At 62.3% G+C, this 18861-nt stretch carries 16 protein-coding genes and 3 pseudogenes; 6 read left to right on the top strand and 13 right to left on the bottom strand.

The annotated features are described in order from the left end of the window. Nucleotides 1–56 precede the first annotated feature (56 nt). Both FOM02_RS26135 and FOM02_RS26140 read right to left on the bottom strand, forming a co-directional pair. A complete protein-coding gene (locus tag FOM02_RS26135) occupies nt 57–692 on the bottom strand; it encodes an alpha/beta hydrolase (RefSeq protein ID WP_027558931.1) in 636 nt (211 codons plus the stop codon). Then, entirely contained in the window at nt 689–1627 is a 939-nt protein-coding gene (locus FOM02_RS26140; RefSeq protein WP_027558932.1) for a ring-cleaving dioxygenase, read from the bottom strand. Before FOM02_RS26140 ends, FOM02_RS26135 begins: the two co-directional genes overlap by 4 nt. A gap of 128 nt (nt 1628–1755) precedes the next feature. On the opposite strand from FOM02_RS26140, the gene FOM02_RS26145 reads away from it, so the two are divergent. Next, complete coding sequence (locus FOM02_RS26145; protein WP_027558933.1) at nt 1756–2667, top strand: LysR family transcriptional regulator; 912 nt, start codon at nt 1756–1758, stop codon at nt 2665–2667. Between the two features lie 18 nt (nt 2668–2685). On the opposite strand, the gene FOM02_RS26150 is transcribed toward FOM02_RS26145, so the two are convergent. Further along, entirely contained in the window at nt 2686–3567 is an 882-nt protein-coding gene (locus tag FOM02_RS26150) for an alpha/beta fold hydrolase (RefSeq protein WP_027558934.1), read from the bottom strand. Between the two features lie 55 nt (nt 3568–3622). Then, a complete protein-coding gene (locus FOM02_RS26155) occupies nt 3623–3841 on the bottom strand; it encodes a hypothetical protein (protein WP_265442294.1) in 219 nt (72 codons plus the stop codon). On the opposite strand from FOM02_RS26155, the pseudogene FOM02_RS26160 reads away from it, so the two are divergent. The 4 genes and pseudogenes from FOM02_RS26160 to FOM02_RS26175 all read left to right on the top strand — a co-directional run. After that, nucleotides 3813–4054 (top strand): annotated as a pseudogene (locus tag FOM02_RS26160) (LysR substrate-binding domain-containing protein); the annotation flags it as partial. The gene FOM02_RS26155 and the pseudogene FOM02_RS26160 sit on opposite strands and share 29 nt — an antisense overlap. A gap of 265 nt (nt 4055–4319) precedes the next feature. Further along, a complete protein-coding gene (locus tag FOM02_RS26165; protein WP_265440106.1) occupies nt 4320–5918 on the top strand; it encodes a hypothetical protein in 1599 nt (532 codons plus the stop codon). Nucleotides 5919–5937: 19 nt separating this feature from the next. After that, a complete protein-coding gene (locus tag FOM02_RS26170; RefSeq protein WP_051377985.1) occupies nt 5938–6546 on the top strand; it encodes a tetratricopeptide repeat protein in 609 nt (202 codons plus the stop codon). A 176-nt stretch (nt 6547–6722) separates the two neighbouring features. Next, a complete protein-coding gene (locus tag FOM02_RS26175; RefSeq protein ID WP_035729978.1) occupies nt 6723–6953 on the top strand; it encodes an MGMT family protein in 231 nt (76 codons plus the stop codon). 318 nt (nt 6954–7271) lie between these two features. Here FOM02_RS26175 and FOM02_RS26180 read toward each other — a convergent pair whose 3' ends face one another. The 6 genes from FOM02_RS26180 to FOM02_RS26205 all read right to left on the bottom strand — a co-directional run bounded on the left by FOM02_RS26180 (nt 7272) and on the right by FOM02_RS26205 (nt 12058). Continuing rightward, complete coding sequence (locus FOM02_RS26180) at nt 7272–7682, bottom strand: cupin domain-containing protein (RefSeq protein ID WP_051377983.1); 411 nt, start codon at nt 7680–7682, stop codon at nt 7272–7274. 156 nt (nt 7683–7838) lie between these two features. Next, the gene (locus FOM02_RS26185; RefSeq protein WP_231164316.1) at nt 7839–8240 is read right to left on the bottom strand and encodes a hypothetical protein; all 402 of its coding nucleotides are present in this window, start codon (nt 8238–8240) and stop codon (nt 7839–7841) included. A gap of 191 nt (nt 8241–8431) precedes the next feature. Continuing rightward, entirely contained in the window at nt 8432–8869 is a 438-nt protein-coding gene (locus FOM02_RS26190) for a hypothetical protein (RefSeq protein WP_141262973.1), read from the bottom strand. 148 nt (nt 8870–9017) lie between these two features. Next, nucleotides 9018–9257 carry a DUF3551 domain-containing protein gene (locus FOM02_RS26195; protein WP_027558938.1) on the bottom strand — a complete coding sequence of 80 codons (240 nt, stop codon included), beginning with the start codon at nt 9255–9257 and terminating at the stop codon, nt 9018–9020. A 248-nt stretch (nt 9258–9505) separates the two neighbouring features. After that, nucleotides 9506–10477: a 2,3,4,5-tetrahydropyridine-2,6-dicarboxylate N-succinyltransferase gene (gene dapD, locus FOM02_RS26200; RefSeq protein ID WP_027558939.1), complete on the bottom strand. Its 972-nt coding sequence runs from the start codon at nt 10475–10477 to the stop codon at nt 9506–9508. Nucleotides 10478–11080: 603 nt separating this feature from the next. Then, nucleotides 11081–12058, bottom strand: a complete 978-nt coding sequence (locus FOM02_RS26205) for an ABC transporter substrate-binding protein (protein WP_084334266.1) — start codon at nt 12056–12058, stop codon at nt 11081–11083. A gap of 348 nt (nt 12059–12406) precedes the next feature. On the opposite strand from FOM02_RS26205, the gene FOM02_RS26210 reads away from it, so the two are divergent. Then, nucleotides 12407–13378, top strand: coding sequence for a cysteine synthase A (locus tag FOM02_RS26210; RefSeq protein WP_181411692.1), 972 nt, complete (start codon nt 12407–12409; stop codon nt 13376–13378). 511 nt (nt 13379–13889) lie between these two features. Here FOM02_RS26210 and FOM02_RS26215 read toward each other — a convergent pair. From FOM02_RS26215 to FOM02_RS26230, 3 genes and pseudogenes are all read right to left on the bottom strand, one after another. Beyond that, a complete protein-coding gene (locus FOM02_RS26215) occupies nt 13890–14858 on the bottom strand; it encodes an ABC transporter substrate-binding protein (RefSeq protein ID WP_159073923.1) in 969 nt (322 codons plus the stop codon). Nucleotides 14859–15060: 202 nt separating this feature from the next. Further along, nucleotides 15061–17753, bottom strand: a pseudogene (locus FOM02_RS46905) (ATP-binding protein). Nucleotides 17754–17820: 67 nt separating this feature from the next. Then, nucleotides 17821–18792, bottom strand: a pseudogene (locus FOM02_RS26230) (ABC transporter substrate-binding protein); the annotation flags it as partial. Nucleotides 18793–18861 lie beyond the last annotated feature (69 nt).

Here is an 18861-nt window from a genome sequence, read left to right on the forward strand (position 1 = left end):
GGGCTCGAATGACGGCAGCGGCGCACCGCTTGAACGATGCGCCGCTGCTCGTTAGCTCACGCCGCTTTGGCCTCGACGCTGCCGATCCAGTTGCGGGCCAGCGTCACGTCGGCCTGCGACAATTGATGGCCCGCCGGCAGCACCCTGTGGTCGACACGCGCCCCTGCGTCCAGCAGCAGCGCTGCAAGTTGTCCCGAATTGCTCGCCGGCACGATCGGGTCGTTTTGCCCTGAGAGCAGCAGCACCGGCTTGCCGTCGAGTTCAGCCTTTAGCGGATCGGTTTTGGGCGGATCCGACAGCGGCACCATGGCCCGCAGCAGGATCGCGCCTGCAAGCGCCCCCGGCTTCAGCAGCAACAGCGCGGCTGCGATGTTGGCGCCGTTGGAGAAGCCGACCGCAATCGGCGCGGCGATGCCGTATTGCTTCCGCGCATCCGCGACGAACTCGCCGAGCTCGAGCGCACGACGCCGCACGTCCTCCTCGTCGAACACGCCTTCGGCAAGACGGCGGAAGAAGCGTGGCATGCCGTGCTCGAGCGCGCGGCCGCGCGGCGAGAGCAGAGCGGAGCCGGGCGAAATCATCTTGCCGAGCCCGAGCAGGTCGTTCTCGTCGCCGCCGGTGCCGTGCAGCAGCAGCAGTGGAGGGGAGCCCGCGGTGGTCGCGGGCTCGAAACGATGGATGAACTCGGTCACGACACGCTCTCCTCCAGGCGCGGCAGCACGCCCTCGATCTGCTTGCGGTGCTGCTCCAGGAAAGCTGGCAGCTTCAGGTCGCGTCCCAGCGTCGCGACGGGCTCGTCGACGGCGAAGCCGGGGATATCGGTCGCGATCTCGAACAGCACGCCGCCAGGCTCGCGGAAGTAGATCGAGCGGAAGTAGTTGCGGTCCCGCTGCTCGGTCGGGTGCAGGCCGTGATTGCTCACGAGCTTTTCCGCCATCTTGCCCTGCTCGGCATCGTCAGCCGCGCGGAAGGCGATGTGGTGCACCGAGCCGCCGCCCTGATGCCCGCGCAGAAAACCCTTGGCCTCGTAGATGTCGACGACGTTGCCCTCGACATCACCAGGCGCCTTGAAACGGATCACCGAGCCTTCGCGACCGGTCTCCTTGAAGCCGAACACGTCGGTGAGGACGGCAGCCGTCTTTGCCGCGCTGTCGAGCAGCAGGGTCACGCCGTGGAAGCCGCGGATCGCGTGCTCGGCCGGCACGTCGCCATTGCTCCAGCCGGGCTCGTTCTCGGCGCCGGGGATGCCGACGAGTGCGAGCGCCATGCCGTCAGGATCGGTGAAGGGCAGCACGGACTCGCCAAAGCGCTTCTCGAGCGCCTCGTAGGCAATGCCCTTCTCGATGAAGCGTTGGGTCCAGTAGCCGAGCGAGCGCTGCGGCACGCGGAAGGCGGTCTGATGGGTCTCGCCGACGCCGCGACGCCCGGCGGGAACGCCGGCCCAGGGGAAGAAGGTGAGGATGGTGCCGGGGCGGCCGGTCTCGTCGCCATAATAGAAGTGATAGGTGCCGGGATCGTCGAAATTCACCGTCTTCTTGACGAAGCGCAGGCCGAGATCCCGGGTGTAAAAGCCGAAATTGCGGATGGGATCGCCGGCGATCGCGGTGACATGGTGCAGTCCAGACATTGTGGTCCTCCAGATGCGGGGAGCTTTCTTGCTCTCGTTGGAAATATCGTTCCGCTTTGGATTGGAGACAATCCATGCAAATATGACGGCTATGTCTACGATTTGGAAACAATCGCCGGGGCCAGCGCTTGGATAAGGTCGCCAGCCTGCGGGCGTTCGTGAAAGTGGTCGAGAGCGGCAGCTTTGCCGAAGCGGGCCGGCAGCTCAGGCTGTCGCGCTCGGCGATCAGCAAATACATCGCCGACCTCGAGGAGAGCCTCGGCGTCCAGCTGCTGAACCGGACCACGCGGCATGCGAGCCCGACCGAGAACGGCCAGCGCTATTTCGAGCGGGCGGTCGTGATCCTCTCGGAGATCGAGGCCGCCGATCAGGCGGTGACGCAAGCCCAGTCGGCGCCGCGGGGCCTGTTGCGCGTCAACGCGCCGATGTCGTTCGGCACCATGCGGCTGGGTCCCGTGCTCGCCGATTTCATGACGCACTATCCCGAGCTTCAGCTCCAGATCGTGCTCAGCGACGATCTGCTCGATCCGGTGCAGGACGGCTTTGACGTGACGCTGCGGATCGCGGAGCTGGAATCCTCCAGCCTGATCGCGCGAAAAATCACGCCGGTGGCGCGGATGATCTGCGCCTCGCCGGATTATCTCGCGCGGCACGGCACGCCCAGGCATCCGCAGGATCTGCGCGAGCACGCGTCGCTCACTTACGGCTTCCTGCTCACGGGCAACCAGTGGAAGCTCACTGGCGGCGATGGCGACCACTGGATCCAGCCGGCCTGGTCGCTCTGCGTCAACAACGCCGAGGTGCTGCGCGACGTCGCGATCAAGGGCAGAGGGCTCGCGCTGCTTCCCGAATTCATCGCCGCCGACGCGTTGAAGAAGGGCCAGCTGCGGACGGTGCTGGACGACTATTCCGCGCCGCCGCTCGCGCTCTACGCGGTCTATCCGCCGACGCGGCATTTGTCGGTGAAGGTGCGGCTGTTCATCGATTTTCTGGTGGAGCGGTTTGGGCGGGAGGAGGACGCGACGAGCCGATTAAAATAATCGGCTTGTCGCGCCGATCTATTTCTTCCCGTCGAGGAACTCGCGCACCGCCTTGATGGTCGCTGCCGGATCCTCCTCCATCAGCCAGTGTCCGGCGTCCGGAATGACGACCTCCGTGACATCGGTCGCCGCGTTCCGCATCACGACGGCTTCCATCTTGCCGAACGATTTCTCGCCGCCGATGGCGAGCACCGGCATCGCCAGCTTGGTCGTGATCGCCTTCTTGTTGTCTTCGGCGTCGGTGCGGATCGCCCTGAACTGCGCGAAGGCCGCGTGCATCGCGCCCGGCCGCGCATAGAGCTCTGCGTAATGGCGGCGCGTGGCCTCGGTGATCTTCGAGGGCGTGCCCGCGAATTCATTCCAGAAGCGGTCGAGATAGATGCGCTCGCGGCCCTTGACCAGCCGCTCCATGTCGGGGCCGCCGAAATCGAAGTGCCACAGCAGCGGGCTGCGCACGACCTCGTCCCACGGCGGCACGCCGGGCACCGGCGCATCCATGACGACCAGCCTCTCGGTCAGGTCGCGATACCGGGCCGCGTAGGCATAGGCCACCATGGTCCCGATATCATGCCCGACGACCGCAGCCTTTTCGATGCCGAGCGCCTGGAGAACAGCCCGCATGTCGGCCGCCTGGCTCCATTTGTCGTAGCCCTTGTCGGGTTTGTCCGAGAGGCCCATGCCGCGCAGATCGGGCACCACGACGGTGTGATCGCGCGCAAGGTCAACGCCAAGCCTCGCCCACATGTCGCCGGTGTCGCCGAAGCCATGGATCAGGATCACAGCGGGACCCTGGCCGCCGACGCGCACATGAATCTGCGTGCCGTTGGCCGGGATGGTCTTGGTCTTGAAGCTGGACGGGAAGGACTCCGTTTCGGCGCGCGCGGCAGATGCAAGCAGCATGAGAAGAATGGCGAGACATTTTGCGCGCACCCGGCGACTCCTATCGTCCTGAAGTTCAGGGAGTGTCCGTACGCTGCTCTTCGGACTGAAGCAACCTGTCCAGCGCGCTCATCGAGGCCTTCTGAAGCGCAGCGAGCTCGCGCGCCGCGCTCTGGCATTCCGGCGGCGACATCGAGCCGGCCGCCAGCTCGACCGCGCAACAGCGACTCGAACAGGCGGACGAGGCCGAGCGCGCCGGCGGCGCTGCCGAGCCGGTGCGTGATGTCGCGATCAAGGGCAGGAGGCTCGCGCTGCGCCGGAATTCAGCGCCGCCGATGCGTTGAAGAAGGGCGAGCTGCGCACCGTGCTGGACGACTATTCAGCGCCGCCGCTCGCGCTCTACGCGGTCTATCCGCCGACGCGGCATTTGTCGGTGAAAGTGCGGCTGTTCATCGATTTTCTGGTGGAGCGTTTTGGCCGGGAGGAGGCGGGCGCGCGGACGCGCTGAGGCGGCCATGTGGACCCATATCAAACGCTGGGCTTCCGGATGTCCGCTTCACCTCGAGCAGCGACGAAAAACGGGGCGTGCGGCGACTTCGCCTCTGGGCCAATAACGGAAATTTCGCTGTCCTATTAAGAGGGTGGCGCGTGTAGTAAGCTCCGATCGAGTTCAACCAATTCAGCAATACGCCTCCCTGGGCCTGGTCTTTGTCGCAACTTTGCACGCGGCAGGTCACGCGCGTCACCGCGTGCATTCTGGAGAGGAGAGTTAGATGAGAACTCACTCGATAAAGATATCTTTTGCGCTAGCCCTGCTAGGTGCTGCCATCACGAGCGGTGCAATTGGTCAGCAAGACCAACAGCTCGGTAAGGTGACGTTCCCCACCTCCTGCGATCCCGGTGTTCAAGCCGAGTTCGACCGCGGCGTCGCCATGCTGCATTCATATTGGTTCCTGATCGCCCGCCGGAAATTCGAAGCGATACTGCAACAAGATCCCGGCTGCGCCATGGCATATTGGGGTGTGGCGATGGACCTCCTTGGCAACACGCTTGCGACCACGCCATCAAATGTCGAGGCACAAGCAGCCTGGGATGCACTTGAAAAGGCACGGTCGGTCGGGGCGAAGACGCCACGTGAGCGGGACTGGATCGAGGCGCTGAGCGCCTATTTCCGCGACTACAATAAGGTTCCCGTTGATGCCCGTCTGACGGCCTACAATGCTGCGATGGAGCGCATGGTGCAAACCTATCCTGACGACTATGAGGCGAAGGCGTACTACGCGCTCACGCTACAAGCCTCCGCGAAGAAGAACGACCTCTCATACACTAACCAGCTGAAATCCGCGGCACTTCTGGAAAGCCTGTTCGAGGAGAACCCTCAACATCCGGGTGTGACGCATTACCTCATTCACGCCTACGATTTTGCTCCGCTTGCCGAAAAGGGGATTGCATCAGCCCGTCGCTACGCCGGCATCGCGCCGGCGGTGCCGCATGCGCGGCACATGCCGTCTCACATCTATTCCATGGTCGGGCTCTGGGAGGAATCCATCGCCTCAAACGCCTTGGCGCTTGAGATTCAGCCCGACTACTATCACGCATCGGACTTCACGGTGTATGCGCATCTGCAGCTCGCGCAAGACGCCAAAGCCGACGCGATGATCAAAAAGTCGCTGGCCACCGCCGATCGCGGCGACCGGCCGATCAACTTCGTCAATTTCACCGCCAAGGCCGCCATGCCGGCGCGCTATGTCTTGGAGCGTGCCGACTGGGCCGGCGCTGCCGCCCTGGCGATGACGCCGACCAAATATCCCATGGCGGATTCGTTGATCCGCTTCACGCGCGGTCTCGGCATGGCGCGTGTCGGCGATATCGCCGGCGCCAATAAAGAGATCGAGGAGATGAAAGTGTTGCGCACGACGCTGCAGGGCGCTGACCAATCCTACTGGGCCGAACGCACCGAAGAGCAAATGCTTGCGGTCTCCGCGTGGATCGCACTGAAGGAAGGCGACCACGATCGGGCCCTCAAGTTAATGCGGGCAGCCGCCGACAGCGAAGACAGCAGTGTCAAACACGTGGCCATGGAGAATCGCCTCTTTCCGCTGCGCGAACTGTTGGCGGAATTGCTCCTGGAGGTCGGACAGCCCACAGCCGCACTGAACGAGTATGAGACCGCACTCAAGCAAACTCCCAATCGCTTCCGCGCGTTCTGGGGCGCCGCGCGTGCTGCCGACCGCTCCGGCGACCGTCAGAAGTCAACCGAGTATTATAGCAAGCTGATAGAGCTCGCCGGGAACGCCGATACGGAGCGGCAGGAAATCCGTGAAGCCAAAGCACAATTGCGGAACGACACCGTGGGTACTTCACGACAATGATGCTTCGGCGGTCCGATCCATGCCCAAGAGCGCCGTCAATGTAGGAATGACAACGTTGATCCCGGCAATTGCTGCGGCGACGGTGCTCGGTGGGCTTGTCGCTTATTTTGCCGTCTACGGGAATGACCGGACGGAATGGGGGAGTATACCGCTGTTCAGCGGGTCCACCGGCAAAGGGACGACCGCAGTCACGCCCGAAGCCTGGCCGATCTGCACCACCATGGTACCCGTGGCGGCGGATGCTGAGTGGGTGGAGCTCGATCCCGATTTCAAGGCGGGCAAGAGAGCGCTTGCCGCTGCGGACTGGAATGGGGCCATTGGATCGTTCACGCGCGCCGCCCTGCGTGACCCGCTCAATGCCGATATCCAGAACTATCTTGGTTATTCCTATCGACGCTTGCGCCAACTCGGGCCGGCTGTTGGACACTATCAGCAGTCGCTAACGCTAGATCCGCGTCACCGCAGCGCGCACGAGCATCTTGGCGAGGCTTATCTGGTGCTCGGCGAGCCCACCAAAGCTGAGCAACATCTGGCTGCATTGGAAAATCTCTGCCTCCTTCTTCCTTGCCAGGAATATGACGATCTCAAGCGCGCCATCGCGGCATACAGAAAGCTGGCTGCACATTGAGGGCAGATTGTCCGCTTCGGAATTCGGGCGCACGTCACATGTCGGTTTCGGATCAAAATGCGAGGAACTCAGAGCGAGCAAATCCAGTCCGCTTAGCCGCAAGGAGCGGGCCTCCGCCAGATGAGGCGCAACTTCGCTGATGGGCCAATAGCTGAGAAAGGTGCTACACTCGGCCTATGAAAACGTTTTCGGACAAGGTCCGCGACATCGTGCGCAAGATCCCCAAGGGGAAGACCATGACGTACAAGGCTGTCGCTGCCAAAGCCGGCAATCCGAAAGCTGCACGCGCGGTTGGTGCCATCATGCGCACGAATGACGACCCATCGATCCCGTGTCATCGCGTTATTGCAAGCGGCGGCTCAATGCGCGGCTACGTTCGTCCGCGCCGTCGGCCGGCCCAACAATGATCCGCTTGACCGGGAGCTTCACCGCGCATCGCGGAAGAATGTGACATAGCCCGTAGGATGGGTTGAGCCTTTGCGAAACCCATCGTCAATCCAACGCCTCGCACAATATCGAAGACCGGGCTTGGACTGATCGCCCGCCAGTCCATCGGGTAGCGAGTGAGATCGACGTGACCGTGAGACGAAGAGGGCCCCTAATTGCGCACGCGCTCCATGCTTCACCGGATTGGTACGCGGTCATGACGGAAACAAGAGCGATGGGTTTCGCAAGGGCTCAACCCATCCTACGTGCTGTGCAAGTCCAAAACTTCTCAGACTGGTTCAAGGGGCATTGGTTTGGAGCGGCTGGCCCTTGGTTGCGTATTGGAAACCGAGAGCTCTCGCTGGCTGTGCCGAACTCGCGTTTCTAAAGTTGTGGACCTCGCCCGGCATCTCCGCGTATGCCTCACCTGCCTTGAAGGTTTGCGGCGGCTTTCCATCAACCTCGTAGACAACTGCACCGTCGAGCACGTACACGAATCTCGGCGTCGGGTGCGAATGTCGGCCGGTAGCGGAGTTCGGCGGGATGTCAGCAACCCACACACTCATGTCTTTACCCTCCATTTCCGGAAGGGCAGTCTTGAGAAGGTCGGTCCGTTTGATCGTTGGTGCCTGTTGTCCGACTGTGATCTGACCGCCGATTAGGAATAAAGCGGTACCAAGGATCGTCCCAGACAAAATGGCTCGCCACATAGCGGGCTCCCATTGCTTTGAGCGGGCGGAGCGGCTCGCGACCGCACAAGTCTAGGGTGTGAGCACAGCTACGGCAAGTCCGCTCCGGTGGCGCACCATGCCGCGATTGGTCTGCTAAGGGCCAATTTCGGTGGGCAGGCCGAAGGTTTCCGCCGCTCATCCAGCTCTCGCGTCGCGCACCGCCTGCGCGACTTTCGTCGCCTGCGACACCCGTCCGATCTTTGCGCCTGCAATGATCTTTCTTCGGCGTGTGCTTGCCTTCGGCACCATGCCTTCGTTCGCGTTGGCTCCGGCTGGGGGATAGGTCGTGAAATTCGCGGCGCGATGCAGCGCGAGAGCCTTTCGCGCCGCTTCGACATGCGCGGTCCGAGCTGCCAGGTTGTGAAGACGCCTGAGCTCGTTGTTCAACCGCTTCAGCGCGGCGGCGAAGACTTGCTTGCGTTCTGATGCATGCTCGGCGGTTCCTGGAAAGCTGGCTCCGCGAGCCTCGGCCTTTCCGCGCCCCTCTCGCTGCCTTTGTCGGCCGAGCGTTCGCTCCTTGTCGCGCATCTTGCGCAAGCGAGGTCGCATGGCCTCGAGCTCAGCGATGTCGACGTGATAGATGGCGGGATGGTGCGTGAGGCGGATCGTCTCATATTCCTCGTGGCTGAGGAGGCTGCGTTCGAGCTTGCAGGGGACCGACATTCTCATCCCTCCAGTTGATTTCCTTGAAGTTCAGGCAGATGGACGCGTCCAGGTCGACGATTTTCTCAATCATCAAGCCGCACCCACCAACAATGATCGGCCGCCTCGGCCCTCGGTTCCTTCTGTTCACCTGGCGGGCTGAGATCCCATTTTGTCGCTGGATCAATACAAAACAGGGTCAGTCCGCCGCTTGTCCAGTCGTGAACCTTCTTGACCCGGTACATCGTGCCGCCTGGTCCGAAGCGGGTGCAGACGTTGGTGAACATGCCGCTTCCCGCGGCGGGGTTGTCCGGTAGGGGATGGCGGTCGACAAATTGCAGTGCCGCCGAGAGGCCATCCGTGGTGCGCGTGCGTTCCAGCTCCTTGGTGTTCTCCAGGTCGAAGCAGGCGAGCGTTTGGGACCGCAGCGTGATGATGTCGTCGATTTGGGGCAGCTTGGCGGCATGGGCGGGAGCGATGGCAGCTACAGCCAACGCTGCAATCAGCCGAGATGATGGCTTCATGGCTGTGGCTCCCTTCACGATTTCAGCCCCCTGGCTTCCGCGAGCTTGGAGCCAAGGGAAGTACCTCAGCCGAAACTGACGCAAGTCCACCAAGGGCCGGGAGCCGAACTCAAGCGAGAGCCTCGCCCGGTGCGCCCGCGGCGTTCAATCACTGTCTGCCCTGCTGCGAGCGTCCGAATGCATAGCGCGGATTGACCCCGCAGGACGCATGGGTGCCGGAGGCAGCCGCCCTGCACTGCTGGAGGGTCGCGAACTGGCAGTTGCCGGGATGGCCCCAGCGGCGGCCTTGCAGGCAGTAGCGATCTGCGGCCGCGACCGCGGGCGAGAGTGATCCGACCGTGACCAGGATCAGAATGGCGGACACCGCAGCAAACAGAATACGGCCCATCTCAGTCCTCCTGTACTGCTCGTTGTATGAGCGCTCACCTGTGCTTCACTCGGGTTGGAGAGGCACCGGGACCAAGGTCCATAATAACTTCAGCGTGCCGAATGATGATCCGATCATACCCTTAGAGTTCGCGGTGAATTTCCCGAGGGAAATTCGGAGGGCCGGTTGGGGTCAAGAGCGCCGTTTGGAAGGTTGAGGCGGGCTAATCCCGCCACAATGGTCGCCGACGAATTCTTCGCGTGATCCACCTAGCCGTGAAGCTGCGAGTTGAGGCCGTCCCAATTGGGTGTGCGTCTGGTTGCCTCAAGAGCGCCGCTCTGGGAGTTCCGACGAAACAGAAGGCCCTTCTGGCCCGAGAGCTCTCTGGCTTTCACCACGCGACCTTCTTCCAAAAGGATGCGGGCGCCCGCCGTGACATAACAGCCTGCTTCGACCACACAATCATCGCCCAGTGAAATGCCAATGCCGGCATTGGCTCCGATCAGGCAGCGCTCGCCAACTGTAATCCTCTCTTTTCCTCCTCCTGACAGCGTCCCCATGATCGACGCTCCGCCACCAATGTCGCTGCCGGTCCCCACAACCACACCGGCACTGATCCGGCCTTCGACCATGCAATGACCAAGCGTGCCTGCATTGAAATTGCAAAAGCCTTCATGCATGACGGTCGTGCCCGGTGCCAGATAGGCTCCCAGCCTCACGCGATCCGCATCTGCAATTCTCACGTCCGCGTGCGTCACATAATCGGTCATGCGCGGAAATTTATCGACGCCAGTCACCTCGAAATTTAGGCCACGCTTTCGTGCCTCCATTCGCGCTTCCGGCACACGAGTGCATTCGCACGGACCGAGAGTGGTCCAGGCAACGTTCGGGAGCAGGCCGAAAATCCCGTCAAGATTCAGGCGATTGGGTTCGACCAGCCGATGGCTAAGCAGGTGGAGCCGAAGATACGCGTCGTGCACGTCGACGGGCGCGGATGCCAGGGACGCGATTTCGGTACGGATCGGAACGATGTCGACGTTGCGAATATCGTCGTGCCGCGCATATCCACCCGCCGGCTCGCCCAACGCCCCCCTGATCTCCTGCTCCGTCAACCGCGCCGTCGCCGCTTGGCCTGTCTCCGCACTCAAGCGCAGCTGAAGAAACCAGCAATCCAGGACGCGGCCATCAGTCGAAATCGTCGCAAATCCCTCGCCTGCCGCGCCCCTCTGCTCCATCGTCATCTGAATTGCTCGCGCTGTGATCCACCGAATATCGACAGTCTAGGGAATGCCGCGGATGCTGACCAGACCAGCGGTCCCATCATCGGCGTAAACTTCGCCGGTGGATGCGGACATCAGAGACGTGGGCCGCATGTCCGTAGCCGCCGATCGGCAGCTGGCGCCGTAACGTTCGCAATGGGGCCAGAAGCGGAAGTTAACGTCGGTACACAGCGCGAGTCGCAAATCTTTAATGCACTGGGACGCTTTTGCCGATTTGAGTGTCTTCGTTAGCAATGTTCAGACTAATGGTGGAGCCGAATGGCGTCAGACGACGCTTGCTATGCGGAACCTGTCGCCATGCGACTGAGAACTGAGAAAAGCATAACTACCCGACGAACCGTTTATCTCTGATAGTCCTCCGCTGTTTGGCGTCCCTAAGCGCTTGCCTGCCGTGGTGAAAGCTGGTGCATTATTGCGATCCTTGCGAACGGCGTCATTTCATGCACTGAAGCTATTTTGTTGCGCCATCCTGCGCCGCTCCCTTCGTCAGCCGTCATGCTGAGAGCTGAAGCGCGGTTCGGCTCACGGCCACAAGCAGACTAGCGCGTCGGCACGATGATCCGTTTATTCAATCACCTGATCCGCGCGGGCGAGCAACGTTGGTGGTATCACGATGCTCAAGGCATTAGCCGTCTTGACATTGATCACCAACTCGAACTTTGCCGGTTGTTGAATCGGAAGCTCGGCAGGTTTGACGCCTTTGATGATCTTATCGACGTATGCTGCGCCTCTCTTGAACAGATCGACGAGGTCGGGGCCGTAGCTCATCAGTGCTCCCATTTCGGCCGCATCGCGATAACCAAAAATCGCAGCTAGTTGTGCCTCCCGCGCAGCATCAACGATATTACGCCGATACGTCCATAGGAGCCCTTCTGGAAAGACAATGAGCCCCTCAACGTTTCCGCGAGCTGAACGGAACACAGTGTCGATCTCCTCCGCTCCGCGCACATCGTAAGCGGTGAGAGTAAGGTTTTGCGATTGTGCGGCCTGCTTTACCGCATCAAGGTAGAAACGGCTACCAGGGTTGCCAGAATTCCAAAGCGCGCCAATTCGAGTGAGTTTAGGGGCTGCTTCGTGCAAAAGCTCGAGCATTTTTGCGTTTGTTTCCGGCGTGACCTCCAAAGAAAAGCCAGTCAAGTTGCCACCGGGATGAGAGATGCTGGCAGCTAGGCCACCTCCTACGGGATTAACGACGGCAAGCGCGACGATTGGTATCTGTGCTGTAGCTTTCTTGATAGCAACAGCTGGCGGATGGCCAGCCGTGACAATAACGTCCGGCTCACTCTGGGCCAACTCGCGCGCCACGTCGTCGTATTGGCTCTCACGCCCGGCCATCCAGCGGTACTGGATAGAAATGTCGCGCCCCTCACTATAACCTAACTCCTTCAATCCTTGCCTGAAGGACTCAGCAAGAGGGTTCGGACCAGCTGCAACTGAAAAGAAAACGACTCGCCATACCTTTCCTGATCTCTGCGCCCTAACCGATCGCGGCGCAAACACCGTGACAATCCCGCTTACAACGAGGCCTCGTCTATCGATCATGCGACGCTCCTCTTGAAGGTGCGTTACGCCTTTGCAACGGCAGCATACTCGCTTGTGCCGCCCGTGACCCGCGAAACAAGGTCGCAGCGAAGAGGAGGTCAACCGTGATGTCCGCCGCGGGTCATTTGTCCGCCCCCAATCTGCTCGTCGCCGGAAAGCCAGGCTCAAGATGAAAGACAGCTAAGGGCCACATGCCGAAATGAACACAGTGCAGGAATGGAATTGCCGATCAGGTCGGCTGAACGCCAAAGTCGTTGCCCGTATCGCCTGAATTAGAGAACGAAATTGTCCGCTCGGCAGCCTAAGGTTGGGGAGCGCGAAGGTGAGGGGGCGATGAACGGTATCCGAATGGGATTTTTGGACTCCATCGGCAATACGCCATTGATCAGGCTGCGAAGGGCATCGGAGGCCACGGGCTGCGAGATCTACGGCAAGGCCGAATTTCTCAATCCTGGTGGGTCGATCAAGGATCGCGCGGCCCTCGCCATGGTCAACGATGCCGAGCGAAGTGGCAGGCTCAAGCCGGGCGGCGTCATCGTCGAAGGGACGGCGGGAAATGTCGGCATCGGCATTGCGCTCGTGGCAAATGCACGCGGCTATCGCAGCGTGATCGTGATGCCTGACACGCAAAGTCAGGAGAAGAAGGATATGTTGCGGTTGTGTGGTGCGGACCTGCGACTGGTCCCCGCCGTTCCCTATTCAAATCCCGGTCATTACGCTCGCTATTCAGGTCAGCTCGCCGAAGAGCTCGGTGCATTCTGGGCCAACCAGTTCGACAACACTGCCAATCGCGAGGGCCACTACCGCACGACCGGGCCGGAGATTTGGCAGCAGACGGGCGGAAAGATCGATGGCTTTACCTGTGCCGTCGGCAGCGGCGGGACCTTGGGTGGGGTCGCGCGCGCCCTCAAGGAGCGCAACCCAGCCGTCAGGATTGCGCTCAGCGACCCCATGGGCGCTGCGCTCTATAACTGGTTCACCAAGGGCGAGCTGACGAGCGAAGGCGACTCCATCACCGAAGGGATAGGGCAAGGGCGTGTGACCAGGAACCTGGAGGGCACGCCAATCGATGCGGCGTATCAGATCACGGACGAGGAAGCGTTGCCCGTTCTGTTCGATCTGATCGAGCATGAAGGGCTGGTGCTCGGTGGATCGAGCGCCATCAACATCGTCGGAGCCATGCGGCTTGCGCGCGACCTCGGTCCCGGCAAGACCATCGTGACGATCCTCGCGGATGGCGGTCAGCGCTATCAATCCAAGCTGTTCAACCCGGAATTTCTGCGCAAGAAGAATCTGCCGACCCCGCATTGGATGGGATAGCCCGCATCGGGCAGGATGCGCGCTAGCGGACTGATCCTTGCCCCTTGCCGTTCTGCCGGGTGGGATTCCAGTCAAACCAACGCGCCCCGTTTAGATCATCTGGCGAATCAATTGCGCCAAGACGGTCGCAGCGGCTCGTAAAATTGCAACGACCGCCTGGAACGGCGGTCGCGCAAATAAGCAGCTCCTTGGGATGACTGCGATCGGCCCGATTGATCGAGGTTATTTGGATGCCATCGCCGTAATGCGCGGCCACTCGTCCATTTGCACACGAGCGACAAGTCTATAGCCACCGTCAACTGGTCGGAAGATCGAGGTCTCGCCTTCCTTCACGTCAAACCAGTCCCTTCCAAGCGCTGCGACGATGTTCGGTTGGTGAGTGATCAGCACCGTGTTCGTGCGATCTTTCGGCGACACAGACCCAAGTCCGCTGACCAGATTTTGGCTTCCGTCAAACGCTTCTGCCACAAAGCCCAGCAGACTTTATGTGGTGAACTTTAGATTCACCTGACTAGTCGATCACCTCGTCGGCGAGCGCGAGCAGCTTGTCCGGAATGTTGAGATCGAGCGCCTTTGCCGTCTTCATGTTGATGACGAACTCAAATTTGGTGGCCTGTTCCACCGGCACATCGGCCGGTTTTTCGCCCTTGAGTATGCGGCCGACATATAGTCCCACGAGACGATAGGCGTCGGCGACATTGCTCCCGTAGCTCATCAAGCCGCCGGCTTCCGGATACTCGCGCCATTGAGCTATGCTGGGGATGATGTACCGCGCGGCCAGAGCAGCGATTTGGTTGCTTTGGTAAAGGAAGACCCCATCGGTTCCAATAACAACGGCGCGAGCGCCACGGGTGATCAAATCAGGAACCACCGCATCGATTTCCTCTTGATTTGTGGCGTTGGCAACATGCAATTCCAGACCCAGGGTCCGCGCCGCAGCTTCGATTTCCCTGCGCTCTACTTGGCTAAATGGATTTGCTGGGTTTGTCAGAAGCGCGATCGTCCTATCGTTAGGTATCAATTGGCGCAGTACGTCGACGCGCTTCGCGACCACTGGGGTCTGAAGTAGAGAAACTCCTGTAATATTTCCTCCCGGGTGCGCGAAACTTGCGACAAGTCCGAGCTCAACGGGGTCGGCGCCTATCATGAAAACTATCGGAATCGTTCGCGTCGCTTCTTTTGCAGCAAGCGCCGTCGCTGTGGCTCCCAATACAGCGATTGCGTCGACTTGCCGACTAACCAGCTCGGCCAAGATAGCCGGCGAGCGGTCATAGTGGCCTTCCGACCACCGCCATTCTATCGCGACGTTTAGATTTTCGACGAAACCCATTTGCGTCAGGCCGCGACGAAATGCGTCCTCGAAATGCGTGCCTTGCCCGCGGTTTCCGATGCGCAAGACGCCGATCGTTCGCAAGTGCTGCCGCTGGGCGGGCGCACTCGCGGGCCAGGCGACGGCCGCGCCGGCAAGCCAGGCGATCAATTCCCGACGTCCGATTGTGCCTCGCATCTGCCGCCCCTGAGGACTGCCTGGCGCTATGTTACCGCGCCGCGTGCATAGTGTCTCTAGCCCAGCTCAGGCGGCACCGCACCAAATTGGTTCGGGCGGGACGAGGTCTTGATGTCCGACATGGATCACAGGTGGAAACGGCGAACAAATCCGGACTCGTGCCGTTCGAGCCTCTCTAGTCCACGGCGCGCTGATCGGCAGATGTGAGCAACTCATCCAGCGCGCTCATCGAGGCTTTCCGAAGCGCGGCGAGATCGCGGGCGGCGCTCTGGCACTCGGCCGGGGACATCGAGGGGGCCGCCAGCTCGACCTCACGGCAGCGCTCGAACAGGCGGACGAGGCCGAGCGCGCCGGCGGCGCTGCCGAGCTGGTGCGTGGATCGCGCGAGCTGCATGCGGTCGCCAGTTGTCGCGGCCTTGGCGATGTCATCGATCAGCTTTTCGCTGGTCTCTTCCAGCAGACGGTGGAGCTTTGCGATTTGCGCCGCGCCCAGCAGCTCTTTCTGGTCGTCGAGAAAGTGCCGGTCGATCAATGCGCCCGCGGTGAGCTGCACGTCTGCCGGCTCAGCCTCGAGATCGTCCTCGATCGCTTCGCGTAGCGCATTGATCAGGATCGGCTTGCTGACGATCTTGGCGATGCCTGCGCCTGCAAGCCGTTCGCGGGCGCTGCGCGAGACGTCGGCGGTCACGGCGATGATGCGCGGCATCTTCGGCAAGGCCAGCTTGCCGATCTTTGATGCCGCTTCCACGCCATCCATGTCGGGCATGTGCAGGTCCATCAGAATCACGTCGAAGGCCTGATCGCGCGCGAGGGCGATGGCCGAGGCGCCGTTGCCGGCGAGGGTGGGGCGGTGGCCGAGCCGTTTCAGGATGGCTTCGCCGACCTCGCGATTGACGGGATCGTCGTCCACCAGCAGCACGCTGAGCTGCCGCGACGGCGGCGGAATTGCACCTTGCGCGACGCCGCTCGCGGCGCGGCCGAGCGGCACTTCGAGCGTGAACGTGCTGCCTTCGCCCGGCGTGCTCGTCACCGTCAGCTCGCCGCGCATCAGGCGTGTGAGGCGCCGGGCGATCGCAAGGCCGAGGCCGGTGCCGCCGAACCTGCGCGCGATGCTGTCGTCGGCCTGCACGAAGTCCTCGAAGATCCGCTCGTGCATGTCAGGGGCGATGCCGATGCCGGTATCGCGGACCGTGACGCGCAGCAGCACATGATTGTCGTGCTGCTCGGCTTCTGCCCTCACGGCGATCCCGCCGTGCGGGGTGAACTTGATCGCGTTGCCGATCAGGTTGAGCAGGATGCGGTTGAGCCGGACGGGATCGCCGTGCACCGAGATATCGGCCGTTGCCTCACAGGCGAGATCGAAGGCGAGGCCCTTGCCGAAGGCCTGCGGGCGCATCAGATCGGCGGCGGTCTCGACGAGCTGGTCGAGCCGGAAGTCGCGCGTCTCCAACGCCTCGGTGCTGGCCTCCAGACGCGCATATTCCAGGATGGCATCGACCAGCGCGATCAGCGTTTCGCCCGATGCGGCCGCGGTCGCGAGCTGGCGGCGCTGCGCTTCGCTGAGGCTGCGTCGTCGAGCAGTTGCAGCACGCCCATGACGCCATTGAGCGGCGTGCGCAGCTCGTGGCTGACGACGGCGAGGAAGCGCGACTTGGTCTCGTTGGCCGCCACCGCCGCGCTGCGCGCGCGCTCGGCGGCATCGTGCTCGGCAAGGGCCTGATCGCGCGCCTTCTCCAGCTCGGAGGTGCGCTCGATCACCTTGCGCTCCAGCGTCGCATAGGATTCGCGCAAATGCGCGGCCATGCGGTTGAACTGGTCGCCGAGCGCTTCCAGCTCGTCGCCGGTCTTGATCGCAAGCCGCAGGCCGAGATCGCCGCTGCCGATCCGGCGTGCGCCCTGCGTCAGGATCTGGATCGGCACGGTCATGCGCCGGCTGAGGAAGAGTGAGACCAGCACCGCACCGGCGAGCAGAATGACAAGGAGAAAGGTCGACCGGCCGATCGATGCATAGATCGGCGCATAGGCCTCGCTGAGCGGCAGCTCGACGAACACCAGCCATCCGAGCGAGGGAACCGTCGCATAGGTCGACAGCACGCGCTGGCCCGACAGGTCCTCCTTGACCAGGCCACCCGAGGGCGGCCCGACGCCGTCGAGCGCGGTGCGCACGTCCGCATGCCCGGAGAGATCGCTGCGTTGCAGCGCCGGCCACAGATCGGGATGCGCGATCAAGACGCCCTCGCGGTCGACCACATAGGCCTTGCCGGTGTTGCCGACCCTGATCCCGGCGACCAGGTCCCAGATGAAGCGCAGATTGACCTCGGCGACGACCACATTGGGGGAGCGGCCGGTGCCGCGCGTCGCAATCGTCATGAACGGCTCGGTGTCGCCGAAGAAGTAGACGGGCCCGTAATAGGCCCGGCTTTCATTGGCGCCGCGGAAGGCCGGCGACGTCGAGAGATCGGCCTTGCTGCCGATCCTGTCGGCGATGCGGCGCGACACGCGCACCTGCTCGCGGCCCTGCGCGTCGAGCTCGGTGATCTCCGCGATCGCGGGCGAGAGGCGCAGCAGGCGGATGGCGTTGAGGCGATCGTCTTCGTTGGTCGACAGCTCCGGCGGCAGGCGCGAGAGCCATCTGATCTGGTTCTCGATCTGGCCGATGAACTGGCCGATCTGGATCGCCGCGCTTGCGGCCTGCTCGCGCTGGATCGCGGCGAGAAGCTGCTTCTGCTCGCGATAGGAGAACCAGACGTCGAAGCCGGTGTTGATGGCGAGCGCGGCGAAGGCGAGGGCGACGATCGAGACGAGATATTTGCGGAACAGCCGGCCGGGTGGCGTCCGCAAATGTCCCTGGTCGACCTCTTCGTTCACTCGCGGATCTCGTCGCGCGCGCCAGCAGCGTGAATGGAATCCTCAATCCGAGCGCGTTGGCAACGCTGCGGTTGATCAGGAGCTCGTATTTGCGCGGCGATTGCACCGGCAGGTCGCCTGCCTTGGTGCCGCGCAGGATGAGATCGACATAGTCGGCCGAGCGCACCTCGAGCGTCGGGCCGTAGCTCATCAGTCCGCCCGCGTCCATGAAGTAGTGAAACGGATAGATCATCGGGACGCGATATTTTGCCGTTGCTGCGACGATCGCCTGGCGGTTCACCACCAGGAAGCTGTCGACGAGCGAGATCATCGCGGCCTTGGGCGGCTCGGAAAAGCGGCCGATCGCGCCCTCGATCTCCGCGGCCTTGCCGACGGGGACGAGGACCACGCCGACCCCGCATGTCACGGCCTCCGCCTCGAGCGAGTCGAGATAGTAGCGCCCGGCGCGCGGCGTCGTCGCCGGATTGTACAGCACGCCGACACGCGCGATGTCGGGCACGGCCTCCTTGATGAGCTGAAGCCATTTGCCGCCCATCTCGGGCGTGCTGCTGGTGAAGCCGGTGACGTTGCCGCCGGGATGGGCGAGGCTCTCGACGAAGCCGTTGCCGACGGGATCGTTGGAGGTCGCGAACACGATCGGGATCGTCCTGGTGGCCGCGAGGACGGCCGCGGTCTCACCCGTCGAGCCGGTCAGGATGACGTCGGGCTTGAGATCGATGATCTCCTGGATGGCGCTCTTCAACTTGTCGGCTCCGCCGAAGCTCGAGCGCAGCTCCAGGCGGAAATTGACCCCTTCGACCCAGCCGCGTTGCCGCAGGCCTGCAATGAGGCCGCCAAGCCGGGTGGTCGCAGCTTCGGTCATGCTGCGTCTCGTCAGCTCGTCGTCGAGTGACAATGCAGTCAGCGAGGCGACGATGCGCATGCGATCCGGCATTGCGCCGAGCGCGAAGAAGCCCGCGGCAGTTGCGCCGGCGAGGCGAAGGAAATCGCGGCGGGCGACCGCCGGCGCAGCGCGGGCAGGAGCGGGCCGCTCAATCATGAAATGTTTCGCAAAAATTGTTCCTGACGCTGTGCATATCCCGAAAGGCTAGCAACCACAATTGATGAA

The sequence above is a fragment of the Bradyrhizobium sp. SEMIA genome (genome assembly GCF_014844175.1).
In the GTDB taxonomy this organism is placed as follows: domain Bacteria; phylum Pseudomonadota; class Alphaproteobacteria; order Rhizobiales; family Xanthobacteraceae; genus Bradyrhizobium; species Bradyrhizobium arachidis.